The organism is Polynucleobacter sp. JS-Polo-80-F4, assembly GCF_018881965.1.
In the GTDB taxonomy this organism is placed as follows: Bacteria; Pseudomonadota; Gammaproteobacteria; order Burkholderiales; family Burkholderiaceae; genus Polynucleobacter.
This window is the reverse complement of sequence record NZ_JACVPI010000001.1, coordinates 1,208,221-1,229,739: the sequence shown is the minus strand read 5'-3', so window position 1 is coordinate 1,229,739 and position 21,519 is coordinate 1,208,221. Positions and strand designations below refer to the sequence as shown.

22 protein-coding genes are annotated in these 21,519 nt (G+C 47.7%); 3 read left to right on the top strand and 19 right to left on the bottom strand.

Annotated features, from left to right (window positions below):
- Positions 1 to 3: 3 nt before the first annotated feature.
- The 16 genes from acpS to ICN20_RS06285 all read right to left on the bottom strand — a co-directional run bounded on the left by acpS (position 4) and on the right by ICN20_RS06285 (position 14,234).
- Complete coding sequence (gene acpS, locus ICN20_RS06360) at positions 4 to 396, bottom strand: holo-ACP synthase (protein ID WP_216238889.1); 393 nt, start codon at positions 394 to 396, stop codon at positions 4 to 6.
- A 28-nt stretch (positions 397 to 424) separates the two neighbouring features.
- A complete protein-coding gene (gene pdxJ, locus ICN20_RS06355) occupies positions 425 to 1,168 on the bottom strand; it encodes a pyridoxine 5'-phosphate synthase (RefSeq protein WP_216238887.1) in 744 nt (247 codons plus the stop codon).
- A gap of 12 nt (positions 1,169 to 1,180) precedes the next feature.
- Positions 1,181 to 1,915 (bottom strand): DNA repair protein RecO, encoded by a 735-nt coding sequence (recO, locus tag ICN20_RS06350; RefSeq protein ID WP_216238886.1) that lies wholly within the window; start codon positions 1,913 to 1,915, stop codon positions 1,181 to 1,183.
- A 6-nt stretch (positions 1,916 to 1,921) separates the two neighbouring features.
- Entirely contained in the window at positions 1,922 to 2,815 is an 894-nt protein-coding gene (era, locus tag ICN20_RS06345) for a GTPase Era (protein ID WP_216860192.1), read from the bottom strand.
- Positions 2,816 to 2,859: 44 nt separating this feature from the next.
- On the bottom strand, positions 2,860 to 3,651 hold the full coding sequence (gene rnc, locus ICN20_RS06340; protein ID WP_072583134.1) for a ribonuclease III: 792 nt from the start codon (positions 3,649 to 3,651) through the stop codon (positions 2,860 to 2,862).
- A 5-nt stretch (positions 3,652 to 3,656) separates the two neighbouring features.
- Positions 3,657 to 4,463: a signal peptidase I gene (lepB, locus tag ICN20_RS06335; RefSeq protein WP_216238884.1), complete on the bottom strand. Its 807-nt coding sequence runs from the start codon at positions 4,461 to 4,463 to the stop codon at positions 3,657 to 3,659.
- Complete coding sequence (gene lepA / locus ICN20_RS06330) at positions 4,463 to 6,268, bottom strand: translation elongation factor 4 (RefSeq protein WP_216233655.1); 1,806 nt, start codon at positions 6,266 to 6,268, stop codon at positions 4,463 to 4,465. Before lepA ends, lepB begins: the two co-directional genes overlap by 1 nt.
- Before the next feature lie 136 nt (positions 6,269 to 6,404).
- Complete coding sequence (locus ICN20_RS06325; RefSeq protein WP_216238883.1) at positions 6,405 to 7,853, bottom strand: DegQ family serine endoprotease; 1,449 nt, start codon at positions 7,851 to 7,853, stop codon at positions 6,405 to 6,407.
- Positions 7,854 to 7,903: 50 nt separating this feature from the next.
- Positions 7,904 to 9,151: a beta-ketoacyl-ACP synthase II gene (fabF, locus tag ICN20_RS06320; RefSeq protein WP_216238882.1), complete on the bottom strand. Its 1,248-nt coding sequence runs from the start codon at positions 9,149 to 9,151 to the stop codon at positions 7,904 to 7,906.
- Positions 9,152 to 9,172: 21 nt separating this feature from the next.
- On the bottom strand, positions 9,173 to 9,412 hold the full coding sequence (acpP, locus tag ICN20_RS06315; RefSeq protein ID WP_011902246.1) for an acyl carrier protein: 240 nt from the start codon (positions 9,410 to 9,412) through the stop codon (positions 9,173 to 9,175).
- A 101-nt stretch (positions 9,413 to 9,513) separates the two neighbouring features.
- Positions 9,514 to 10,257 (bottom strand): 3-oxoacyl-ACP reductase FabG, encoded by a 744-nt coding sequence (gene fabG, locus ICN20_RS06310; RefSeq protein WP_216238881.1) that lies wholly within the window; start codon positions 10,255 to 10,257, stop codon positions 9,514 to 9,516.
- Between the two features lie 41 nt (positions 10,258 to 10,298).
- A complete protein-coding gene (fabD, locus tag ICN20_RS06305; RefSeq protein ID WP_216238880.1) occupies positions 10,299 to 11,234 on the bottom strand; it encodes an ACP S-malonyltransferase in 936 nt (311 codons plus the stop codon).
- Between the two features lie 59 nt (positions 11,235 to 11,293).
- Positions 11,294 to 12,280, bottom strand: coding sequence for a beta-ketoacyl-ACP synthase III (locus tag ICN20_RS06300; protein ID WP_216238878.1), 987 nt, complete (start codon positions 12,278 to 12,280; stop codon positions 11,294 to 11,296).
- Positions 12,277 to 13,290: a phosphate acyltransferase PlsX gene (plsX, locus tag ICN20_RS06295; protein WP_216238876.1), complete on the bottom strand. Its 1,014-nt coding sequence runs from the start codon at positions 13,288 to 13,290 to the stop codon at positions 12,277 to 12,279. The genes ICN20_RS06300 and plsX overlap by 4 nt, the downstream gene beginning before the upstream one ends.
- Before the next feature lie 83 nt (positions 13,291 to 13,373).
- On the bottom strand, positions 13,374 to 13,553 hold the full coding sequence (gene rpmF, locus ICN20_RS06290; RefSeq protein WP_011902241.1) for a 50S ribosomal protein L32: 180 nt from the start codon (positions 13,551 to 13,553) through the stop codon (positions 13,374 to 13,376).
- A gap of 105 nt (positions 13,554 to 13,658) precedes the next feature.
- A complete protein-coding gene (locus ICN20_RS06285; RefSeq protein ID WP_216238874.1) occupies positions 13,659 to 14,234 on the bottom strand; it encodes a DUF177 domain-containing protein in 576 nt (191 codons plus the stop codon).
- Between the two features lie 43 nt (positions 14,235 to 14,277).
- Here ICN20_RS06285 and ICN20_RS06280 point away from each other — a divergent pair, with 43 nt between their 5' ends.
- Both ICN20_RS06280 and ICN20_RS06275 read left to right on the top strand, forming a co-directional pair.
- On the top strand, positions 14,278 to 14,874 hold the full coding sequence (locus tag ICN20_RS06280; RefSeq protein WP_216238873.1) for a Maf family nucleotide pyrophosphatase: 597 nt from the start codon (positions 14,278 to 14,280) through the stop codon (positions 14,872 to 14,874).
- A 26-nt stretch (positions 14,875 to 14,900) separates the two neighbouring features.
- A complete protein-coding gene (locus ICN20_RS06275; RefSeq protein WP_216238872.1) occupies positions 14,901 to 15,671 on the top strand; it encodes an SAM-dependent methyltransferase in 771 nt (256 codons plus the stop codon).
- 31 nt (positions 15,672 to 15,702) lie between these two features.
- Here the strand turns inward: ICN20_RS06275 and sppA are convergent, their stop codons facing one another.
- From sppA to ICN20_RS06260, 3 genes are read right to left on the bottom strand one after another with little or no spacing between them, the layout of a single operon-like run.
- A complete protein-coding gene (sppA, locus tag ICN20_RS06270; protein WP_216238871.1) occupies positions 15,703 to 16,650 on the bottom strand; it encodes a signal peptide peptidase SppA in 948 nt (315 codons plus the stop codon).
- A gap of 29 nt (positions 16,651 to 16,679) precedes the next feature.
- Positions 16,680 to 17,354, bottom strand: a complete 675-nt coding sequence (locus tag ICN20_RS06265) for an HAD-IA family hydrolase (protein WP_216238870.1) — start codon at positions 17,352 to 17,354, stop codon at positions 16,680 to 16,682.
- A 28-nt stretch (positions 17,355 to 17,382) separates the two neighbouring features.
- The gene (locus ICN20_RS06260; protein ID WP_216238869.1) at positions 17,383 to 18,399 is read right to left on the bottom strand and encodes an RluA family pseudouridine synthase; all 1,017 of its coding nucleotides are present in this window, start codon (positions 18,397 to 18,399) and stop codon (positions 17,383 to 17,385) included.
- Positions 18,400 to 18,863: 464 nt separating this feature from the next.
- Between ICN20_RS06260 and ICN20_RS06255 the strand changes: the two genes are divergently transcribed.
- Positions 18,864 to 21,518 carry an Rne/Rng family ribonuclease gene (locus ICN20_RS06255; protein WP_216238868.1) on the top strand — a complete coding sequence of 885 codons (2,655 nt, stop codon included), beginning with the start codon at positions 18,864 to 18,866 and terminating at the stop codon, positions 21,516 to 21,518.
- The last annotated feature ends 1 nt before the right edge of the window (position 21,519 follow it).

The window sequence follows — 21,519 nt, the reverse complement described above, 5'->3', positions numbered from 1 at the left end:
TATTTACTTTTGAGTAACGATGACATGCGCAATTGCCATATCTTGTTCATCACTCACCGTGACGTGAGCTTCCCAATTTTTTTCTTGCATAAATTGTGCCAAGGCACCCAAATAGCTAGTCACTGGTTTGCCGCTCGGCTCATTTAAGGTTTGGAGTGAGCGCCATGTCATGGGCATTCTCATGCCAAGTCCAATCGCTTTTGAGAAAGCCTCCTTGGCAGCAAAACGGGTAGCCAAGAACGCAATCCCACGCTTGTGATTTCTGGCAAGGCGGTGTTTGAATACCAACATTTCATCGGGACCTAGAATTTTTTCAGCTAGGCGACCATTAGTGCGATCGTAAGCCGCTTGTAAGCGGTCAATCTGCAGAATGTCTGTGCCGATACCAATGATCATGTGATGTAAATGGTTTTGTTGTTAGCTCTTAAGCACTGGCTCTGCCTTGGGCAATCAGCGCTTTCATATCAATGATTGCTTTTTGCCATCCCTTGAACAAAGCCTCAGCAACAATGGCGTGGCCAATATTAAGCTCGGATAATTCAACAATAGCTGCTACTGGTTTGACATTGCCCTCATGCAAACCATGGCCTGCATTGACTCTCAGGCCAATACTTTTTCCAAATATCGCCGCTTTACGAATACGCTCAAGCTCTACCGCCTGATCAGCTCCAGATAAATCTGCGTAACGACCGGTATGCAATTCCACTACAGTTGCACCAACTTCTTTGGCCGCCTGTATTTGCTTTTCTTCTGGGTCAATAAATAAAGACACCCGAATGCCAGCATCAACTAATTTCTTGGTAGCAGCTTTAACTGCATCAAAGTGACCCACTACATCCAAACCACCCTCAGTTGTAACCTCTTCACGTTTCTCTGGGACTAAACAGACGTCGTGCGGTTTTACCTTGCATGCAATATCAATCATCTCAGGGGTGACTGCACACTCTAGATTTATGCGCGTTTTAATGAGTGGGCGTAGTGCTAGTAAATCCGCATCTTTAATATGTCGACGATCTTCACGCAAATGCAGTGTGATTAAATCAGCGCCAGCTTCTTCAGCCAAGGCTGCCGCTCTAAGTGGATCAGGGTAGACCGTGCCTCGTGCATTACGTAAGGTGGCTACGTGATCGATATTGATACCTAATTCAATAGCTTGCGGACTGTTCATCTCTGTAGATTACTAGATTTTCTTCAAATCAATCAAAATCTGGCGAGTCGTTAAGATCTGATCCTGTAAATGCAGGCCCAGCAGAAAGCGCATTAATTGCTTACTTTCGGACAGCGTCTCGGGATCAGAAAAATCCCCCACCGCAATCGCTAAAAGGGATTTTCCAGTAAGAACGGGCCAGTGCCCAGGATCATCTACCTGAACAGGACGTATACCCCGCTCTGGTTGATAGACGTATTGTTCTTGAGCTAAGGGTGCTTCATTGGTCTCAACGCAGCAATCCAAGGCTGCTGCATAACCCGTCTCCTGCAGGAGTGATAACTCAAATGGTCGCAGAATTTCTTCTAAACCCTTAGATTCAAACTCCAGATTAGACAAGGCATTGATAGTTTGGGCATAGCGATCGTAGAGTTTTTCATAATCATCTTCACGCGCCAAGAATTTGACCAGCAATTCATTGAGGTAGAAGCCGCAGAGCAAAGCATCACCAACCAAGGAGGGCGTACCCCCCACCCACTCGGACTTTGTTAGAGTACGCAATTCTGATTTGCCGCTCCAAGAAACGAGTAGCGGTTGAAAGCGTTGTAATACAGGTCTTAGAGTTGAGTGCGGACGCTTAGCGCCCTTAGCAATCAAAGCCATACGACCATATTGCCGGGTAAAGACATCCAGAATTAAGCTGGTCTCTTTATAGGGAATGCTATGCAATACAAAAGCAGGCTCGTCAGCAATGCGAATCGAGGCCATCAGAACTTATTCCAACCCTTGTGCCCGTAGTTCAGCACGATCATCTGCCCAGCCGCGCTTCACCTTGACCCAGGTCTCTAAAAAGACTTTGCCATCAAAGAGCTTTTCCATATCGATGCGAGCATCAGTAGAAATCTTCTTGAGACGCTCACCCTTTTGCCCAATGATCATTGCTTTATGACTGTCGCGATCAACCAAAATGGTTGCCGCAATGCGACGCATCTTGCCATCCATCTTGAACTGGTCGATTACTACAGTGCTGGTGTAAGGCAACTCTTCCCCAGTAAAGCGGAATACTTTTTCACGCAGAATCTCAGCCGCTAAGAAGCGCTCACTGCGATCCGTGATGGTGTCACCATCATAAACAGCCTCAGCCTCAGGCAGGTAGCCCTCAAGGACATCTAACAATCTTTCAATATCGCCAGGACTCTTGGCGCTCATCGGTACGATCTCAGCAAACTCACACTTCTGGTCTTCATGGCCACCCAGTTCACACCAAGGGCGAGCCATGTCTTTAATAAAGCTGAGCAAAGCTTGATCTCGCTCTGATGGAGTTTGAAAACGACTATTAAACAGGTCTAATTTATTCAGAACCAAGACAACCGGCAAGTCATCTGGCAACAACTTCAATACCTTCTTGTCATCCTCTCCAAAGTAACCGGCCTCCACTACAAAACAAGCGACGTTGACGTCTTGCAAAGCAGTAGTGACAGTTCGGTTTAGCGCTTTGTTTAAGGTGTTCATTAAACGTGTCTGAAAGCCTGGCGTATCGATAAAGATGAACTGCGCTTCTTCACGATTCTGAATTCCTAGAATGCGATGACGTGTTGTTTGAGCCTTACGGGAGGTAATGCTAATCTTCTGACCGACTAATGCATTCAGAAGAGTTGATTTACCCATATTAGGACGCCCAACAATGGCGATGGTGCCGCATCTAAACACGATTAGCCCTTCAGCTTAAGATTGAACTGCTCTTCGGTCACTTCTTTTTTGGCTGCCTTCTTTTTAGCCGACCGAGTCTTCTTGGGTTTACGAGATTCTTGCGGCAAAGCCTTGAGCATAGCAATCAAGGCCAACTTTGCTGCTGCTTGCTCAGCAGCACGGCGCGAGGCACCCTCACCTTTGACTGCCACTTTATGACTTGGGATCAAGCATTCCACCTCAAACTGCTGGTTATGTGCAGCCCCAGTAGTACCAGTCACGTTATAAGTGGGCAATGGCAATTGATACCCTTGTAGGCACTCTTGCAATAAGGTTTTGTCGTCTTTGCCTAAGGTTTTAGGATCAACGTTTGCCAAGATAATGGAGTACAGCTTACGTAAGCTTGCCTTAGCCGCTTCAAAACCACCATCCATAAAGATCGCGCCAGTTACTGCTTCTAAGGTGTCAGCCAGAATTGAGGGACGACGAAAGCCACCACTCTTCAATTCACCTTCACCTAAACGCAAGTAATCCGATAGGGATAAAGTCTGTGCGATTTCGTATAAAGCCTGTTGCTTAACTAAATTTGCGCGTACGCGAGAGAGGTCACCCTCATCTAAGTCGGAATAACGTTCATAGAGCATTTCAGCAACAACGCAATTGAGAATAGAGTCGCCGAGAAACTCAAGTCGCTCATTATTTTTCTTGCTATGACTGCGATGAGTCAACGCTTGATTTAGTAGCTCCGGCTTCTTGAAGGTATAGCCAAGGCGCTCTTGCAGCGGTCCAGTTTCGATAACGGCGCGCGCATTCATGATGTTTACTCGAATCCGCCTATACGGCCAAGATTACCGAGGTTCAGCCAAACGAAGAAGGCTTTACCCACAATATTTTTATCCGGGACAAAACCCCAGTAACGTGAGTCCGCGCTATTGTCACGGTTATCGCCCATTGCAAAATAATGTCCTGGAGGCACCTTGCAAGTCACGCCAGACTGTTGGTACTGACAGAACTCAGAACCCGGGAAACGCTCAGTCGGGAATACGCTAGCTGGACGATCAGGATCATTGAGAATGTCATGACGATTGCCACCCAAATCTGCTGGGAAAGTTTCCGTGAAGCGCTTCGCATAACGCATATTCTCAGGATCGAGATAAGGCTCGCCGCCACTGTATTGCAGAGGCTGCCCATTAATGATCAGACGCTTATTTTCATACGTGATTTCATCGCCTGGCAATGCGACTACGCGCTTAATGTAGTCAACCGACTCATCACGCGGGTAGCGAAACACAACCACATCACCACGCTTAGGGGTGCCCAAATCTACCACTTTTTGATTAAGCACTGGCAAACGAATTCCATAGGTGAATTTATTTACCAAAATGAAATCGCCGATTTGTAATGTTGGAATCATTGAGCCAGAAGGAATCTTGAAAGGCTCGGCAATAAAGGAGCGCAATACAAATACCGCACAAATTACAGGGAAGAAGCCCGCTGTGTACTCAAGCCACAAAGGCATACGGTCATTACCGGCCAAACGTCTTTGCGGGGCAAAGTGCAATTTATCTGCAACCCAAGCAATTCCAGAAAGAATCACCAAGATGAAGAGAACTAAGGCAAAGTTCATTAATCCTCCACCTGCAAAATAGCCAAGAAGGCTTCTTGTGGAATTTCCACGTTACCTACTTGCTTCATACGTTTCTTGCCTTCTTTTTGCTTCTCTAATAACTTACGCTTACGAGAGATATCCCCGCCGTAGCATTTAGCCAAAACGTTTTTACGCAAAGCTTTGACGTTTTCACGCGCAACGATATTGCTACCGATTGCCGCCTGAATGGCTACATCAAACATTTGACGAGGAATAATGCCGCGCATCTTGGCAACCACTTCGCGCCCACGATGCTGACTATTGCTTCTATGAACAATCACAGAGAGGGCATCAACACGCTCACTATTAATGAGGATGTCGACCTTAACCACGTCTGCCGGGCGATATTCTTTGAACTCGTAGTCCATAGAGGCATAACCGCGCGAGATGGATTTCATTTTGTCAAAGAAGTCCAAAACAATCTCAGCCATCGGTAACTCATATGTGAGTTTGACCTGACGACCTAAGTAATTCATATCCATCTGAATGCCACGCTTACCTACGCATAAGGTAATCATTGCCCCTACATACTCTTGTGGCATGTATAAATTGACCGTCACAATCGGCTCAAGAATGGTGTTGATCTTGCTGGCCTCAGGCATCTTGGATGGGTTGTCCACCATCATGAGTGTGCCGTCAGATTGCTCTACTTGATACACCACTGTTGGGGCGGTCGTAATGAGATTCATGCCGTACTGGCGTTCTAAACGCTCTTGTACGATCTCCATATGGAGCAAACCTAAGAAGCCACAACGGAATCCAAAACCTAAAGCCTGAGATACCTCTGGCTCATACAAGAGTGAAGCGTCATTTAGCTTGAGCTTTTCAAGAGACTCACGCAACTGATCGTACTCACTAGCCTCTACTGGATATAAGCCAGCAAAAACTTGGGGCTTCACCTCTTTAAAGCCAGGTAGCGGTTCGGCAGCAGGAACTCTGCCTTGCTGTCCAGGAGTATGTGTAACGGTGTCGCCTACTTTGGCGGCTTTTAATTCTTTAATGCCAGCGATCACAAAGCCCACTTGACCTGCAGATAACTCTGGACGATCTACTGACTTCGGACTAAACACGCCTACATGCTCGACTAAATGGCTTGAACCATTAGCCATTAATGTAATTTTTTCTTTTGGCTTTAAGGTGCCGTTTACAACCCGCACCAACATGACAACACCTACGTAGTTATCAAACCAGGAGTCAATAATCAAGGCTTGTAACGGATCCGTTGCATTGCCCTTTGGCGGAGGCACCCTAGCAATCATTTCCTCGATAACATCTGCTACGCCCAAGCCAGTTTTGGCTGAGCAAGTGATAGCCTCAGACGCATCAATACCAATCACGTCTTCAATTTCTTTTTTAGCGCGCTCTGGATCTGCTTGGGGTAAGTCGATCTTATTGAGGACTGGCACAACCTCAACGCCCAACTCCAGAGCCATGTAACAGTTTGCAACCGTTTGCGCCTCAACACCTTGACTAGCATCCACCACCAGGAGTGCACCTTCACAGGCAGACAAGGAACGACTTACCTCGTAAGAGAAGTCAACGTGCCCCGGGGTATCAATGAGATTGATGTTGTAAATCTTGCCGTCTTTAGCTTTGTAATTTAAAGCTGCGGTTTGAGCCTTAATAGTGATGCCGCGCTCACGCTCAATATCCATTGAGTCGAGAACTTGGGCTTCCATTTCGCGATCGGAGAGGCCGCCACAAAGTTGGATAATGCGATCAGCAAGCGTCGATTTGCCGTGATCGATATGGGCGATGATAGAAAAATTGCGGATTAAATCCATAGCGTCTTAATAGGTCATTCAAAAAACGCCTTGTCAGAACGCACCACGATGATGCGCTGCAAAAAGTCGTCTTAAAGTGATTGTAATGGGTGGCGCCAAAAAGGCACCAAACCCCATTTTTAGGCCCAAAATAGGGTTATTTAGGTCTGACAGGGACCACCAAAGTGCTGTCAGCGCGGCGGATAAAGACTGGAACAGCCCTATTGGTGTCCAAACCCTTCACCAGAGCCTCAAACTGCTTAACACTCGTGATATCAGCGTCTGCAACCCGAATAATGACGTCTCCCGGCCGAATTCCGGCTCTAGCTAAAGGGCCATCCCCCAAACCAGTCACCTCCACCCCGCCTTTGATATTCAAGTCCTTCTTTTTGGCATCCGAGAGCTCACTGACAGCAACTCCTAGAGTATTGGCGCTATTGCTATTCGCCGTAGGTGCATCTGGCTTCTTATTGGCTGCCTGAGTAGACTCAGCATCCGTAACGGTGACGGTTAGGTCACGGGTCCCACCCTTGCGCCAAACTTGCAATGGCACGGAAGTGCCTGGCTTAGTTTCGCCAACTACTCTGGGTAAGTCGGTTGATTTAGAAATATCTTTGCCATTGAAACTCAGAATCACATCGCCCGCTTCAATACCGCCTACAGCTGCAGGACCGCCTGGTTCAACGTTACGCACATATGCGCCACGAGGCTTTCCTAAACCTAAGCTCTCAGCCACTTCTTTTGTCATCTCACCCAAAGCAACACCAATGCGACCACGGGTCATCTTGCCGTTAGTGCGCAATTGATCTGCAACACGCATCGCTTCATCGATCGGAATCGCAAATGAAATCCCCATGTAGCCGCCAGAGCGACTAAAGATTTGAGAGTTGATACCGATCGCTTGGCCAGCAGTATTTAAAAGTGGGCCACCAGAGTTACCTGGGTTCACCGCAACGTCCGTCTGGATAAAGGGTAGATAGTCGCCAGTGTCGCGACTCTTTGCCGAGACAATGCCAGCAGTGACCGTGTTCTCAAGACCAAATGGAGAGCCAATTGCCAGCACCCATTCGCCCACTCGCACCCTGGATGAATCACCCAAAGGCAACTTTGGTAAATCACGCGCCTCAATTTTGACTACCGCTACGTCAGTACGCTTATCCATACCCAGTAACTTGGCTTTGAATTCCCGCTTATCAGTCAGAGTCACATAGATAGTGGTGGCACCTTCAACAACGTGTGCGTTGGTCAAAATCAATCCATTGGATTCAATAATGAAACCAGAGCCCACACCACGATCTGCTTCTTGTGGTTTGCTAGGATTTGGTTGTGCCTGCTTAGGGCCGCTTGGCATTCCAGGAATAGGCACGCCAAAGAAACGGCGGAAGAATTCAGCTTGATCTTCAGGCATTCCAGGTATGCCACCTTGAGCTTGCTGCACCACCACTTTTTCAGTCGTACGAATATTCACAACTGCAGGACTCGCACGTTCAACCAAATCCGCAAAATCAGGAATGGTCACCCGTGGATTTTGAGCAGAAGCTGTTGAAATGAGCGAGAGTTGCCCAAGACTAAAAATAGCCATGAGCGCAATTAAGTACTTTTTCATAATGCTATAGACCTACTTGGTAAAAACCAACAATGAAGATATTAAGAATATTAGGTCAGTTTGCCAAAAATCAAGGTACCGTTAGTACCCCCAAAGCCAAAATTGTTTTTGACTGCATGGTCGATCTTCACATCCCTAGCGGTATTGGCGCAGTAGTCCAAATCACACTCAGGGTCTTGATTGAAGATATTGATAGTAGGTGGCGATTTTTGGTTATGAAGAGCCAAAATCGTGAAAACAGACTCCAGACCCCCAGCGCCGCCCAAAAGGTGGCCGGTCATGGACTTGGTGGAATTAATCAAGGTCTTCTTAGCGTGGTCGCCAAGAGCAGCCTTAATAGCACCAGTTTCGTTCTTATCACCCAACGGTGTAGAAGTGCCGTGAGCATTAATGTATTGAATCTGATCAGCATTTAAGCCCGCATCACGCATTGCATTGAGCATGCAACGACGTGGGCCATCCATATTTGGAGCAGTCATGTGATACGCATCACCACTCATACCAAAGCCAAGTAATTCGCAGTAGATTTTTGCGCCGCGTGCTTTGGCATGCTCATACTCTTCAAGCACTATGACGCCAGCACCTTCGCCAAGAACAAAACCATCGCGATCTCTGTCCCATGGACGTGATGCAGTTGCAGGATCATCATTGCGAGTAGAAAGTGCTCTTGCTGAAGCAAAGCCGCCAACACCTAATGCAGAGATGGTTGATTCAGCACCGCCAGCAACCATGACATCCGCATCACCATACTGAATTAAGCGCGCTGCCAAACCGATGCTGTGCAAACCGGTTGTACATGCTGTTACCGCAGCAACGTTTGGACCCTTGAGACCAAACAAGATACTGAGGTGGCCAGAAATCATGTTGATGATTGAACCTGGCACAAAGAATGGTGAGATGCGACGAGGACCGCGAGCCAATAGCTCAGCGCCTGTTTCCTCAATCATCGGCAGGCCGCCAATACCGGAACCAACCATGACGCCAACGCGCTCGGCGTTTTGTTCAGTAATCTCTAAACCGCTGTCTCGAATAGCTTGTGTACCAGCAGCAATACCGTAATGGATAAACGTATCCATATGGCGCGCCTCTTTGGCGGAAACATATTCTTCAACATTGAAATCTTTCACCTCTCCAGCGAAATGAACGCTAAGCGGAGTGTGGTCAAACTTCGTGATGGTAGCAATGCCAGATTTGCCCGCGAGCAAATTAGACCAAGCTATATCAACTGAATTACCAACAGGTGAGATGAGGCCAAGGCCGGTGACTACTACCCGGCGTCGGCCATTTGATGCTGACACAATAATACCTAGGCTAGGGAATTAACCCTGAGCTTTTGATGTGGCGAAGTCGATTGCGAGCTGAACTGTAGTGATCTTTTCAGCTTCCTCATCAGGAATTTCGATTCCGAATTCATCTTCCAAAGCCATAACCAGCTCAACAGTGTCAAGAGAGTCAGCGCCCAAGTCGTTCACGAAAGAAGATTCATTCTTGATATCTCCTTCTGCGACGCCTAATTGCTCAGCGACGATTTTCTTAACGCGTTGTTCGATGTTGTCCATTAATTTCCCCAGGGGTTGTAAAAAACGATGAGAGGATTTTATCAGTTTGGCGGACCGAATTAGCAAATTCGCCTAAAAATGACCAAATCCTTGCTTTGCCGTTAGGCTAAATAGAGTCCGCCATTGACGTGTAGGGTATTACCCGTAATGTAACCAGCTGCTGGAGAGGCCAAAAACGCCACTGCCTGGGCTACATCTTCAGGGCTACCTAAACGCGCTAAAGGAATGTTCACTTTTAGGGCATTTTGTTGCTCTTCGCTCAAAGCGCGGGTCATATCGGTATCAATAAATCCAGGAGCAACACAATTCACGGTGATATTACGGCTGCCGATTTCACGGGCTAAGGCACGAGTCATCCCTGAAACGCCTGCTTTAGCAGCAGCGTAATTTGCCTGGCCAGGGTTACCCATATGACCAACAATAGAAGTGATATTGATAATGCGGCCACTGCGAGCCTTCATCATTGGACGCATCACCGCTTGAGAAAGACGGAATACAGAGCTTAAGTTGGTGTCAATCACATCAGTCCACTCTTCAGACTTCATGCGCATGGACAAGTTATCGCGAGTAATGCCAGCGTTATTCACCAAAATATTGATGCCACCGTATTCTTTCACAATCAAATCAATGATTTCTTCACACGCATTTGGTGCGGTGACATTTAATACTTTGCCTGCACCGCCCGAGGTGTTCAAGCGATCATCAATGGCTTTTGCGCCACTCTCGGATGTAGCAGTACCAATCACCTTGGCGCCACACTTCACTAACTCATCTGCAATTGCTTGACCGATGCCACGTGAGGCACCAGTTACTAAGGCAATTTGTCCGCTTAAGTCGAGATTCATATTTGTCTTCCGCTATTTTCTATATTTTATGTATCTTGATTTTATTTCAAGCTAGCCAGCACTTCATTCAAGCTAGCTTCGTCAAATACTGGCACGCCGGTAACTTGATCATTAATGCGCTTAGTAAGGCCTGCCAATACTTTGCCAGGTCCACACTCCACTACTTGAGTAACGCCTTGCCCAGCCATGGCCTGAATAGTTTCTTGCCAACGCACCGGTTTAGCAGCCTGACGCACCAATGCATCTTTAATAGCTGCTGGGTCATTCAAGATTTCAACATCCACGTTATTGATAACAGAAATGCTAGGAACTTTAAATTCAATATTCGCCAAGTAGCCCTTGAGTTTCTCGGAAGCGGGTTGCAATAAAGAGGAGTGGAACGGTGCGGACACCGGCAATGGCAATGCGCGTTTTGCGCCAGCGGCTTTCAACAACTCACATGCTTTAGTAACAGCATCACTAGCACCTGCAATCACCACTTGACCAGGGGCATTGAAATTCACGGCCTCTACAACGCCACCAGATACTGCACTCGCTTCAGCACAAACCTGAATTACTGTTGCATCATCCAAACCCAAAATAGCTGCCATGCCACCAGTGCCAACAGGTACCGCACTTTGCATCGCTTCAGCACGGAAACGCACTAAGGGCACTGCATCCTTAAAAGCAATTACGCCAGAAGCCACCAATGCAGAGTACTCACCAAGACTATGACCAGCCATCACCGTAGGAGCGGGACCACCCGCAGCCAACCAGGCTCGATAAAAAGCCACACCAGCAGTCAACATCACGGGTTGCGTGTTGGTAGTTAATGACAAAGCCTCTGCAGGGCCTTCAGCAATCAGCTTTGCAATATCTTCACCCAGGGCTTCGGAAGCCTCTTGCAATGTTGCACGCACCTCTGGACGCTCAGAAATAGAGTTGAGCATGCCGACAGATTGAGAACCTTGACCTGGGAATACGAATGCAAATGTCATGTGATTAATTCGCTAATAAAAGAAATTAAAGAGATGGGTAAATAAAAGGTGAACTGTTCTTAGTATTTAATGGCAACCGCGCCCCAAGCAAAGCCACCGCCAACACCTTCTAATAAAAGATGTTGACCACGCTTGATCTGCCCAGAGCGCACACCAGAATCTAATGCCAATGGAATGGAAGCGGCAGAGGTATTGCCATGCTCATGCACGGTAACAATGACCTTATCCATCGACATGCCCATTTTCTTGGCTGTGCCTTCCATGATGCGAATATTGGCTTGATGCGGCACTAACCAATCAATTTGCTCGGCCTTGAGATTGGCTTTTTCAAGTGCTTCGTGAGCCACTTGTTCCAAGACCTTCACGGCCAACTTGAAAACCGCTGGACCATCCATGGTCATGAATGGAGAGCCATGCACTTCCCCATTACCAGCGCGCCCAGGAACACACAAAATGTCGCGCTGACTACCATCAGCATGAAGTGCTGTAGACAAAATACCAGCCTCTTTAGAGGCCTCTAGTACGACAGCTCCAGCACCATCACCAAACAATACACAAGTTCCGCGATCTTGAAAATTGAGAATGCGTGAGAAGGTCTCAGCACCAATCACCAATACTTTTTTGTATGAACCAGAACGAATAAACGCATCTGCAATGGCGAGTGCATAGGTAAAGCCGGCGCAAACTGCCTGCACGTCAAAAGCTGCGCAAGCAGTATGTGCGCCCAATTTGTCTTGCACTACACAGGCCGTACTTGGAAAGCCACCTAAATGGTCTGGCGTAGACGTAGCCAAAATAATCAGATCTAAATCTTCAGAGGTAATGCCTGCGCTATCTAATGCAGCTTGTGAAGCCTTCACCGCTAGATCGCTAGTAAGTTCATTCTCAGCCGCAAAATGGCGTGCAGAAATACCACTACGCGTTTTAATCCACTCATCGCTGGTCTCTAAGCCAGTTTTGGCAAGACGCTCAACTAAATCCTGGTTGGTTAGGCGCAACTCGGGAAGATAACTTCCAGTGCCGGCTACTCTTGCGAAAATACTCATTCTTTTGTCTCCACCACAAATGCTGCAGCAATACGCTCTACCATGCGGTTCTTAGCTGCTTCATAGGCGCGATCTAAAGCAAAGCCAAAGGCAAAGCGATCAGCAGAACCATGACTCTTAATCACACAACCACGCAAACCTAACAATACCGCGCCGTTATAACGACGATGGTCAACGCGCTTACGAACTCTCAGCAATGGCACCATAGCGCAAATTGCCATTAACTTGGTAAGCCATGAGCGATTAAATTCTTGGCGAATCAATCCGCTCATCATTTTTGCCAAACCTTCGCTGCCTTTCAGGACAGCGTTACCAACAAAACCATCGCACACCACAATATCCGTAGTGCCTTTGAAAATATCATTGCCTTCTACGTTGCCGTAAAAATTTAAAGCGGTTTGACGAAGTAGTTCGCCAGTTTGCTTCACTACCTGATTACCCTTGATCACTTCTTCGCCAATATTAAGAAGGCCAATTGAGGGGTTTTGTTTGCCATCCACCACTTGCACCATCACGTTAGCCATTTCGGCAAACTGGACTAAGTGCATAGGCTCACAGTCGGCATTAGCCCCAAGATCTAACATGGTTGTGCCGAGCCCAAGTTCATTGGGAATAGCGGCAGCAATCGCAGGACGATCAACGCCATCAAGTGTTTTCAGGATATAGCGAGAAATCGCCATGAGCGCGCCAGTATTGCCAGAAGAGATCACGGCATCAGCAGTACCCTCTTTCACTTGTTCGATGGCAACACGCATGGAAGAATCTTTTTTGCGACGTAAGGCAACCTCGATAGGATCATCCATCAAGACAACTTCACTAGCGGGAATAATATGAATGCGCTCCATAGGAGCTTTAGGAGATTTACTCAAGGCTTGCTTGATTAAATCGGGATCGCCGACAAGGGCAATCCTCACATCAGAATGTTTTTCTAAAAAATCGCAGGCAGCTGGAACCGTCACGACGACTCCATGATCTCCGCCCATGGCATCAATAGCGAGAGTAACGCTCATAAGCTCATTGATTGCTGCAATTGATTTATCCAAGAAAAAAGCGGCTTTTACTGGAGCCGCTTCTATCTGTTTAGACTAAAAAATTAGTCGTTTTTGGTTTTAACAACTTTACGACCACGATAGTAGCCGTTAGGTGAAATGTGGTGGCGCAAATGAGCCTCACCAGTTGTGGCTTCAACAGCCGTAGCAGGTGCGGTCAAGAAGTCGTGCGCACGGTGCATGCCACGTTTGGAAGGTGATTTTTTGTTTTGTTGAACGGCCATATTGAACTCCTAAGCAAGGCGATATTCTAGCATGGAAATGCGCCTAAATGCTTGATTTATTGACAAAAGGTACTCAAAACAACATCTGATACAAGACCCCTAAATTCAGTTTTTCTTCATATTTTTCAATATGTTAAAGGGATTTTCGCGCTCATTTGACACCCCTTCTTCACCCTCATCCGCAAAGGTAGAGGCATGGGGCTCACAAAACCCATCAGGATGCTTTGGAATAAGGGGCAGTGACAACAAAACCTCATCCTCAATGGTTTCCAGAAGGTTGAAATGCTGATTTACCACCAAAGGCTCTTGCTCTTCATCCTCAACCGGGTATTCATCAGCCTCAGAATCCGTCAGAACCAGAACAAATCGACGCTTTTCGTCCAAATCCACTGCGCAATCTTGTAAACAGCGCTGACAGACCAGGTGCAGACGTCCTTTTAGGCCCAATTCCAGAATTTGGTGGGGCTCACTGCCTGGGGAATCCTCAAAATGGGTCCTCACTGACCAATTGAAGCCATCAGCTGGATTGACTGTTGAAGCCTCCTCAGCCAATCTTGGCATATCTGACATACTTAAAAAACCAGCGCCTTCATAAGATTGAGGGGCACAAAAATCTACCCTTTTTAAGGCACTTGGCTCGGCAGATAGCTCGACTTGAGGTAAAACTTGATTACGATTCATGTCATCAGTCTAAATGAAGCCGCACCAGAAAGCACAGAACAGAATGAGTAGTTTCCAAAACCCACCCCTTATCCTAGGATCTACATCCAAATATCGCCGTGAGCTTTTAGAGCGTCTACGCATTCCTTTTGAAGTCATTTCACCAAATGTAGATGAGACACCACTCACCGGAGAAAGCACACTCGATTTAGCACTTCGACTTGCTCAAGCTAAAGCAGCAGCAGTTGCTAAACAATACCCAGATGCTTGGGTAATTGGCTCCGATCAAGTTGCCGATCTGTGTGGTGCAGCGATTGGTAAGCCCGGTAATTTTGAAAGAGCATTGGCACAGCTACAACTTATGCGCGGTCAAGTAGTGACTTTTCAAACAGCGCTGTGTTTGATGAGGGGCGACACCCAGACTACCGTTTGCATTCCAACCGAAGTGACCTTTCGTAAACTGCCAGATAACGTTCTAGAGGCCTATTTACTTACTGAGGAACCTTACGATTGCGCTGGTAGCGCTAAGTCGGAAGGTCTTGGCATCAGCCTGCTAGAGTCAATCAAGAGTGATGATCCAACCGCTTTAATTGGTTTACCGCTCATTGCATTAACAGGCTTACTGCGTGATGCCGGTTTTGTAATTCCATCAAAAAACTAAGTAATAAAAAATAAAAGAAGTTCTCTATGAGCAAACTCGGCACTCTATATTTAATTCCCAATACCTTGGGTGATGATGGTCGCGTTGAGCAATTGCCTTGGGTGCTTCCATCCGAAACGATTACGCAATCAGCCAAGCTAAAACACTGGATTGTTGAAGATGCCAAGACAGCGCGGGCGCTATTAAAAGCAATCGATTCTGTTTCCCCATTGGTGTGCACTATTCAAGAAATGCAAATGAGTGAATGGCGTGGAGCCGCCCGCAATGCCAAATACGGTGATGCGGTGAAACCTGCTGATTTACTCAAGCCTTTGCTCGCCGGCAATGATATGGGCTTAATGTCTGAGGCAGGAGTCCCTGGTGTTGCAGATCCAGGCGCAGAATTGGTATTAGCCGCACACAAGCTGGGCGCCAAAGTAAAACCGCTGGTTGGACCTAGTTCTATTTTGCTGGGCTTGATGGCAAGCGGACTGAATGGTCAACGCTTTGCATTTCAGGGCTACTTACCGCATGACACTCATGAGCGCACAGCCAAGCTAAAGCAATTAGAAGTGGAGTCTCGCAAATTACAACAAACGCAAATTTGGATTGAGACACCCTATCGCAATACCGCGATGCTGATGGCTTGCATCAACTCACTAGCGCCACAAAGCTTGCTCTGTCTTGGAGTAGACCTTAGTCTGCCATCGGAAATGATCACAACACTATCGATTGCGGATTGGCGCAAACGCTACCCGAATGAAGCCGCTTGTGCCTCATTACAAAATAGGCCAACAGTATTTCTACTATTGGCCTAAATTTGTTGCTACTCTAGTTTTGTTTTTTTATTTACTTGAGATCAGGCGTCTTCACTAAAGCTTTACCAGCAGCAGCACCAGCCTCTGCACCAAAGCGCTTAGCAACCCGCTCGGCAAAGTTTTCTTTCATGGTGTAGTCCAGAATATCAGGCGCTTTAAAGATATCGCGCGCGACTGTGTCAACCGTGCCATAACCATCAGCCAAACCAATCTTGACGGCTTGTTCACCGTTCCAGATGCGTCCAGAAAATAAATCTGGTACATCTTTTAAACGATCGCCACGACCCTCTTTCACCACCGCAATAAATTGCTGATGAATCTCATCAATCATGGTTTTGACCATCTCTACTTGCTTTGGATTTTCTTTGCTGAATGGATCCATCATGCCCTTGTTAGAGCCTGAGGTAATCATGCGACGCGTAACGCCCAACTTATCCATTAAACCCGTAAACCCAAAGCCTTCCATGATCACGCCAATGGATCCCACTAGGCTAGCTTTATCAACCAAGATTTGATCCGCAGCCACCGCAACGTAGTAACCACCTGATGCGCAAATATCTTCCACTACAACATAAAAGGGTTTCTTTGGATAGAGTGTGCGCAAGCGATGAATCTCATCATTAATCATGCCAGCTTGCACTGGAGATCCTCCAGGGCTGTTGATGCGTAATACAACACCAGCGCTATTCTCATTCTCAAATGCTGATAGCAACGAAGAATTGATATCCATGGCATTAGCCATCGAGCTGGAGGAAATTTCCCCTTCGAGAGTGACTAAGGCGGTATGTTTTTCAACCCCAATACCTTTGCCTGGCAGATGAAAATCAAATATTGATAAGAGAGCGCCTACCAATACCAACAGAGTAAGTACGCGCAATACCGCTTTCCAGCGACGTGCCTTACGAGTCTCCTTCAAATTCTCTAGGAGAAGATGCTCGAGAGCTTGGCGCTCCCAATTAGGGTTTGGATTATTTTCCATCTATCAATTCCTTAGCGTTGCTAATCAGATTACAAATTACTTTTAAGCCATTGGGAAAGTTGCACTACATCATCAACATGCACCAATGATGGCGATTCCTTCAGCGTACTCGGGGGATGGGCGCCATAAGTCACCGCTACTGCATCCACGCCAGCATTGGCTGCCATATCCAAATCATGTGTTGTATCACCAATCATCAGCATGCGGCGAGTCGGCACTTGGGTCACATCTGACAACTCCAGCAACATACCTGGATGTGGCTTGGAGAAAGATTCATCTGCTGTGCGCGTCTCATGAAAGAGGTGCCCAATTTGATGATGCTTGAGCGAGCGATCCAATCCCACACGAGATTTACCTGTAGCAACACCCAATAGGAACTGTTGGTCATGCAGTTCTTGTAAAAGCTCTCTGATCCCAACAAATAAATCGAGCTCATGATCTTTTGCTAAGTAGTGGTAGCGAAAGCGCTCGGTGAGCTTTTGAAAATGAATCGGCTCAACCCAAGGTACCGCCCTGCGCAATGAATCCTGAATTCCCAAACCAATGACTGAACTTGCCAAGGTGTCATCTGGCGCCTTAAAACCCAAGTCGCGGCAGGCTTGCTGAATGCAATGCACGATTGTCGGCGTGGAATCCATAATAGTTCCATCCCAATCCCAAACAATGAGGTCGTACGGTCGATTCGATTTATTCGTTTGAGGCATTGTCTTGTTTCTACTTGATTCTTATTTTTTACTGCTCAAAGGTTTTCATCATGGCGATAAATTCTGCGGGCAATGGTGATTCAATCCGCATCTTCTCACCGGTGCGGGGATGAGTGAAACCCGCCAGATGAGCGTGCAAATATAAGCGCTTTGATTTAATAGCTTTATCTAGATCCTCAAAGCCATACTTATCGTCACCCAAAATCGCGTGGCCTAACTTTAGTAAATGCACCCGAATCTGATGTGTGCGCCCCGTCTTCAGTTGCGCTTCAGCCAAAGTAATAGTGGCATCCTCACGCTTAAGTGTTTTAGTCACTCTTAGTGCGGTATGGCTTGGCAACCCATCTGGATCGACTTTCACGCGACGCTCGCCATTCGGGAGAAGATATTTATGCAAAGGATATTTAAGCTGCATTGTTTGCGCGCCCTGAACAATTTCACCATGTGCAAGCAAGAAATACCGCTTATCGGTTTGACCTTCACGAATTTGGCGATGCAACTCCACTAAAGCACTTCGCTTTTTAGCCAGTAGCAAAACTCCTGAGGTGTCTCGATCTAGGCGATGAACCAGTTCCAGAAATTTGAGTTCAGGACGAGTAATCCGCAGAGTCTCAATGACTCCAAGGGCGATTCCTGAGCCACCATGTACAGCCAAACCCGTTGGCTTGTTTACTATTAAGAGGGCTTCATCCTCAAAAAGGATGGGCATTTTGTCGGAGTAGCCATGGGCCCGTGACTTGGTTTGGGCAGAATTGACTGCCGCCATTTGGGCTGGCTCGGCAATCCGCACAGGGGGAAGGCGCACCACATCCCCCTCAATAAGACGGGTGGTTGGCTCGGCCCGCTTTTTATTAACCCGGACCTCTCCAGAACGAATAATTCGGTAAACGTGGCTTTTAGGAACCCCTTTAGCCCAGCGCAATAGGTAATTATCTAAGCGTTGGCCAGCCTCTTCTGGACCAATGGTCTGAAGGTGCACTGCAGCAGGCGCTGAAGTATTGGGCGTTTTTACCTGTAAAGGCTTGGAAATAGGTTCGGATTTCATGATTTATCTCTCTTGTGACCCCGGCGAGGGACGACAAGGGACTCAACAATACCCCATTGTCACGCAACTTGTGCCGTATAATCAACGCTCTAGCCAATTTATTGGTCCGAGACTAACCTGAAGTCAGGTTTGAATCGTGGAGCTTGGAGTCGCCCTTTAAAAGACTCCCGGGGTTGCCCCTCCCCCGTTGTAATGAGGCGCAGGGTTGGTGTGCCGTATGCCGCGACCCGCGATTAGAAGACAGTTTTCAGGCGCGCGCCTGCATTGATGGCCTAAAGGAGGTCTCTGCGGCGATCGTCAAGTGTGGCACCGATTTAACCAACCGTTAACTGGGTGAGCTAGGCAAAAAATGCTTAGATTTGCATGATCCACACTCATATACCGCCTTGGGCTTAGTTCCAAGCGGCATCTAACTTGTCCCCTAACGCAGCGCGCAACGACGCCCTCCCCCATAGGAGAGTGTTATGAAACGCATGTTGTTTAATGCAACTCAACAAGAAGAGTTGCGAGTTGCCATCGTTGATGGTCAAAAACTCATTGATATCGATATCGAAGCTGCCGGTCGTGAACAACGCAAAGGCAATATTTACAAAGGTGTTATTACTCGCATTGAGCCCTCGCTCGAAGCTTGCTTTGTCAATTACGGCGAAGAACGTCATGGCTTCTTGCCATTCAAGGAAGTAGCCCGCACTTACTTCAAAGAAGGTATTGACGTTCGCAATGCTTCCATCAAGGATGCTTTGCGCGAAGGCCAAGAAATCATTGTTCAGGTAGAAAAAGAAGAGCGCGGCCAAAAAGGCGCTGCCCTCACCTCTTTTGTCTCCTTAGCAGGCCGTTATTTGGTATTAATGCCAAATAACCCCCGTGGAGGCGGCGTTTCTCGCCGTATTGAAGGTGAAGACCGTCAAGAACTCCGTGAAGCAATGTCCCAATTACAAGTACCAGATGGCATGAGCATTATTGCTCGCACAGCCGGTATTGGTCGCGACGCTACTGAATTGCAATGGGATTTAAGCTATCTCATGCAGTTGTGGACAGCGATTGATGAAGCCGCAAAAGGCAACTCCGCTCCATTACTGATCTACCTCGAATCCAGCTTGGTAATCCGCGCAATTCGCGATTACTTCCAGCCTGATATTGGTGAGATCCTCATCGATACCGATGACATCTATGAACAAGCTGCAGCATTTATGTCTGTAGTGATGCCTGACAACTTGCCACGCGTGAAGCGTTACCAAGATGACGTGCCTTTGTTCTCTCGTTTCCAGATTGAGCATCAAATTGAAACTGCGTACTCACGCACTGTGCCATTGCCATCTGGCGGCGCAATCGTGATCGACCACACCGAAGCTTTGGTTTCTGTGGACGTTAACTCGGCACGCGCAACCCGTGGCTCTGATATTGAAGAGACAGCGACTCGCACCAACTTAGAAGCCGCTGATGAAATCGCTCGTCAAGCACGTTTACGTGACTTGGGTGGTTTGATCGTGATCGACTTCATTGACATGGAGTCCAGCAAAGCTCAGAAAGACGTTGAGAATCGCTTACGTGATGCCCTGCGTCATGACCGCGCTCGCGTTCAAATGGGCAAGATCTCCAAGTTTGGTTTGATGGAAATGTCTCGTCAGCGCTTGCGCCCTGCATTATCTGAAGGTAGCCATGTAACCTGCCCACGTTGTAACGGCACTGGCCACATTCGCGATACTGAATCTTCTGCTTTGCAAGTTCTGCGCATCATCCAAGAAGAAGCAATGAAGGAAAACACAGCAGCAATTCATACTCAGGTGCCAGTCGAAGTGGCTGCCTTCCTCTTGAATGAAAAACGCGCTGAAGTCATCAAGATCGAGACTCGCTTCAAAGTCAATGTCTTGATGGTTCCTAATAAGCACTTAGAAACTCCACATTACAAACTAGAGCGCTTGCGTCATGACGATCCACGTCTTGATGATCAAAAAGCTAGCTATGTGATGGCGGAAGAAGCTGCTCGTGAACTCGAGACAGACACAACAGTAAGCAAAAAAGATGCTGATGTAAAAGTGCGTCCTGAAGCTGCTGTTAAAGGTATTACACCAACACAGCCTGCGCCAATTAGCCAACCACGTCCTGCACGCACTGAAAAAGTAGCGAAAGCAGAAAGCACTGGTGGATTCTTTGGATTTATTAAGAGCCTATTTGGTTCAGCACCAGCAGTTGAAGAGAAACCAGCGCCAAGTAACCCACGCGGTCGCAATCAAGGGCGCAATGGTAACGATCGCAATCGCGGTCGCAACCGTCGCGGCGAGCGTACTGAGCGCACCGAGCGCCCAGCAGCAAATGCGGCTGAAGGCACTCCAGCAGAAGGCACGGGCAATAATCGCAACCGTACCAACCGTAACGGCAACCGTAACCAGGGCAATCAAAATGGTCCTAAACCAGAACGTCAAGCTAACCCAGCGGCAGTAACGCCTGCAACTGAAGCGGCTCCTGGTAGTGAAACTACTCCAGCTGCAGATGGTGAAGAGCGTCGCGGTCGTGGTCGCAACCGTCGTGGTCGTGGTCGCGGTCAACGCGGCGAGCGAACTGAAGGCGGCAATGACGCAGCTAGTGCATCAACTAATGCACCGGCAACTACAGCGTCTGCAAGTCCATTTACGGGCCCTCCAGTTGGAATGGGCGGCGCATCTTCTTCAATGCCGATTCAGAATATCGTCAATAGCTTTGGCAATGCAAAACCTGTTGCAGAGAAACAAGAAAGACAAGAGCGCGCACCACGTCCTCCACGTCAATCCAATCGCCCTGCGCAAAATTCCGCTGCGGCTCCAGCGCCCACTTCTGCACCAGCATCTACTCCAGCACCTGTTGCTGTAGCGGCTGCGAAGTTGGAAGTGATTGCAAAGCCTGCACCAGAACTTCCTAAAGTTGCTTTCCAAGCACTTGAGGAAACACCTTTGCATAGCGTTGTGCAATCGGCTGGCATGATCTGGGTTGCTACTGACTCTTCAAAGCATGCTGAAGCGCAAAGCCAGATTCAGGCAGAGCCTGTTGCTCATAACTTGGGCAGAGCGCCTAAACCAGCAGCAAGCCTTCATGATGGTCCAATGGTTTTAGTCGAAACCGGCGGCCAAGAAAAAACGGTTTAAC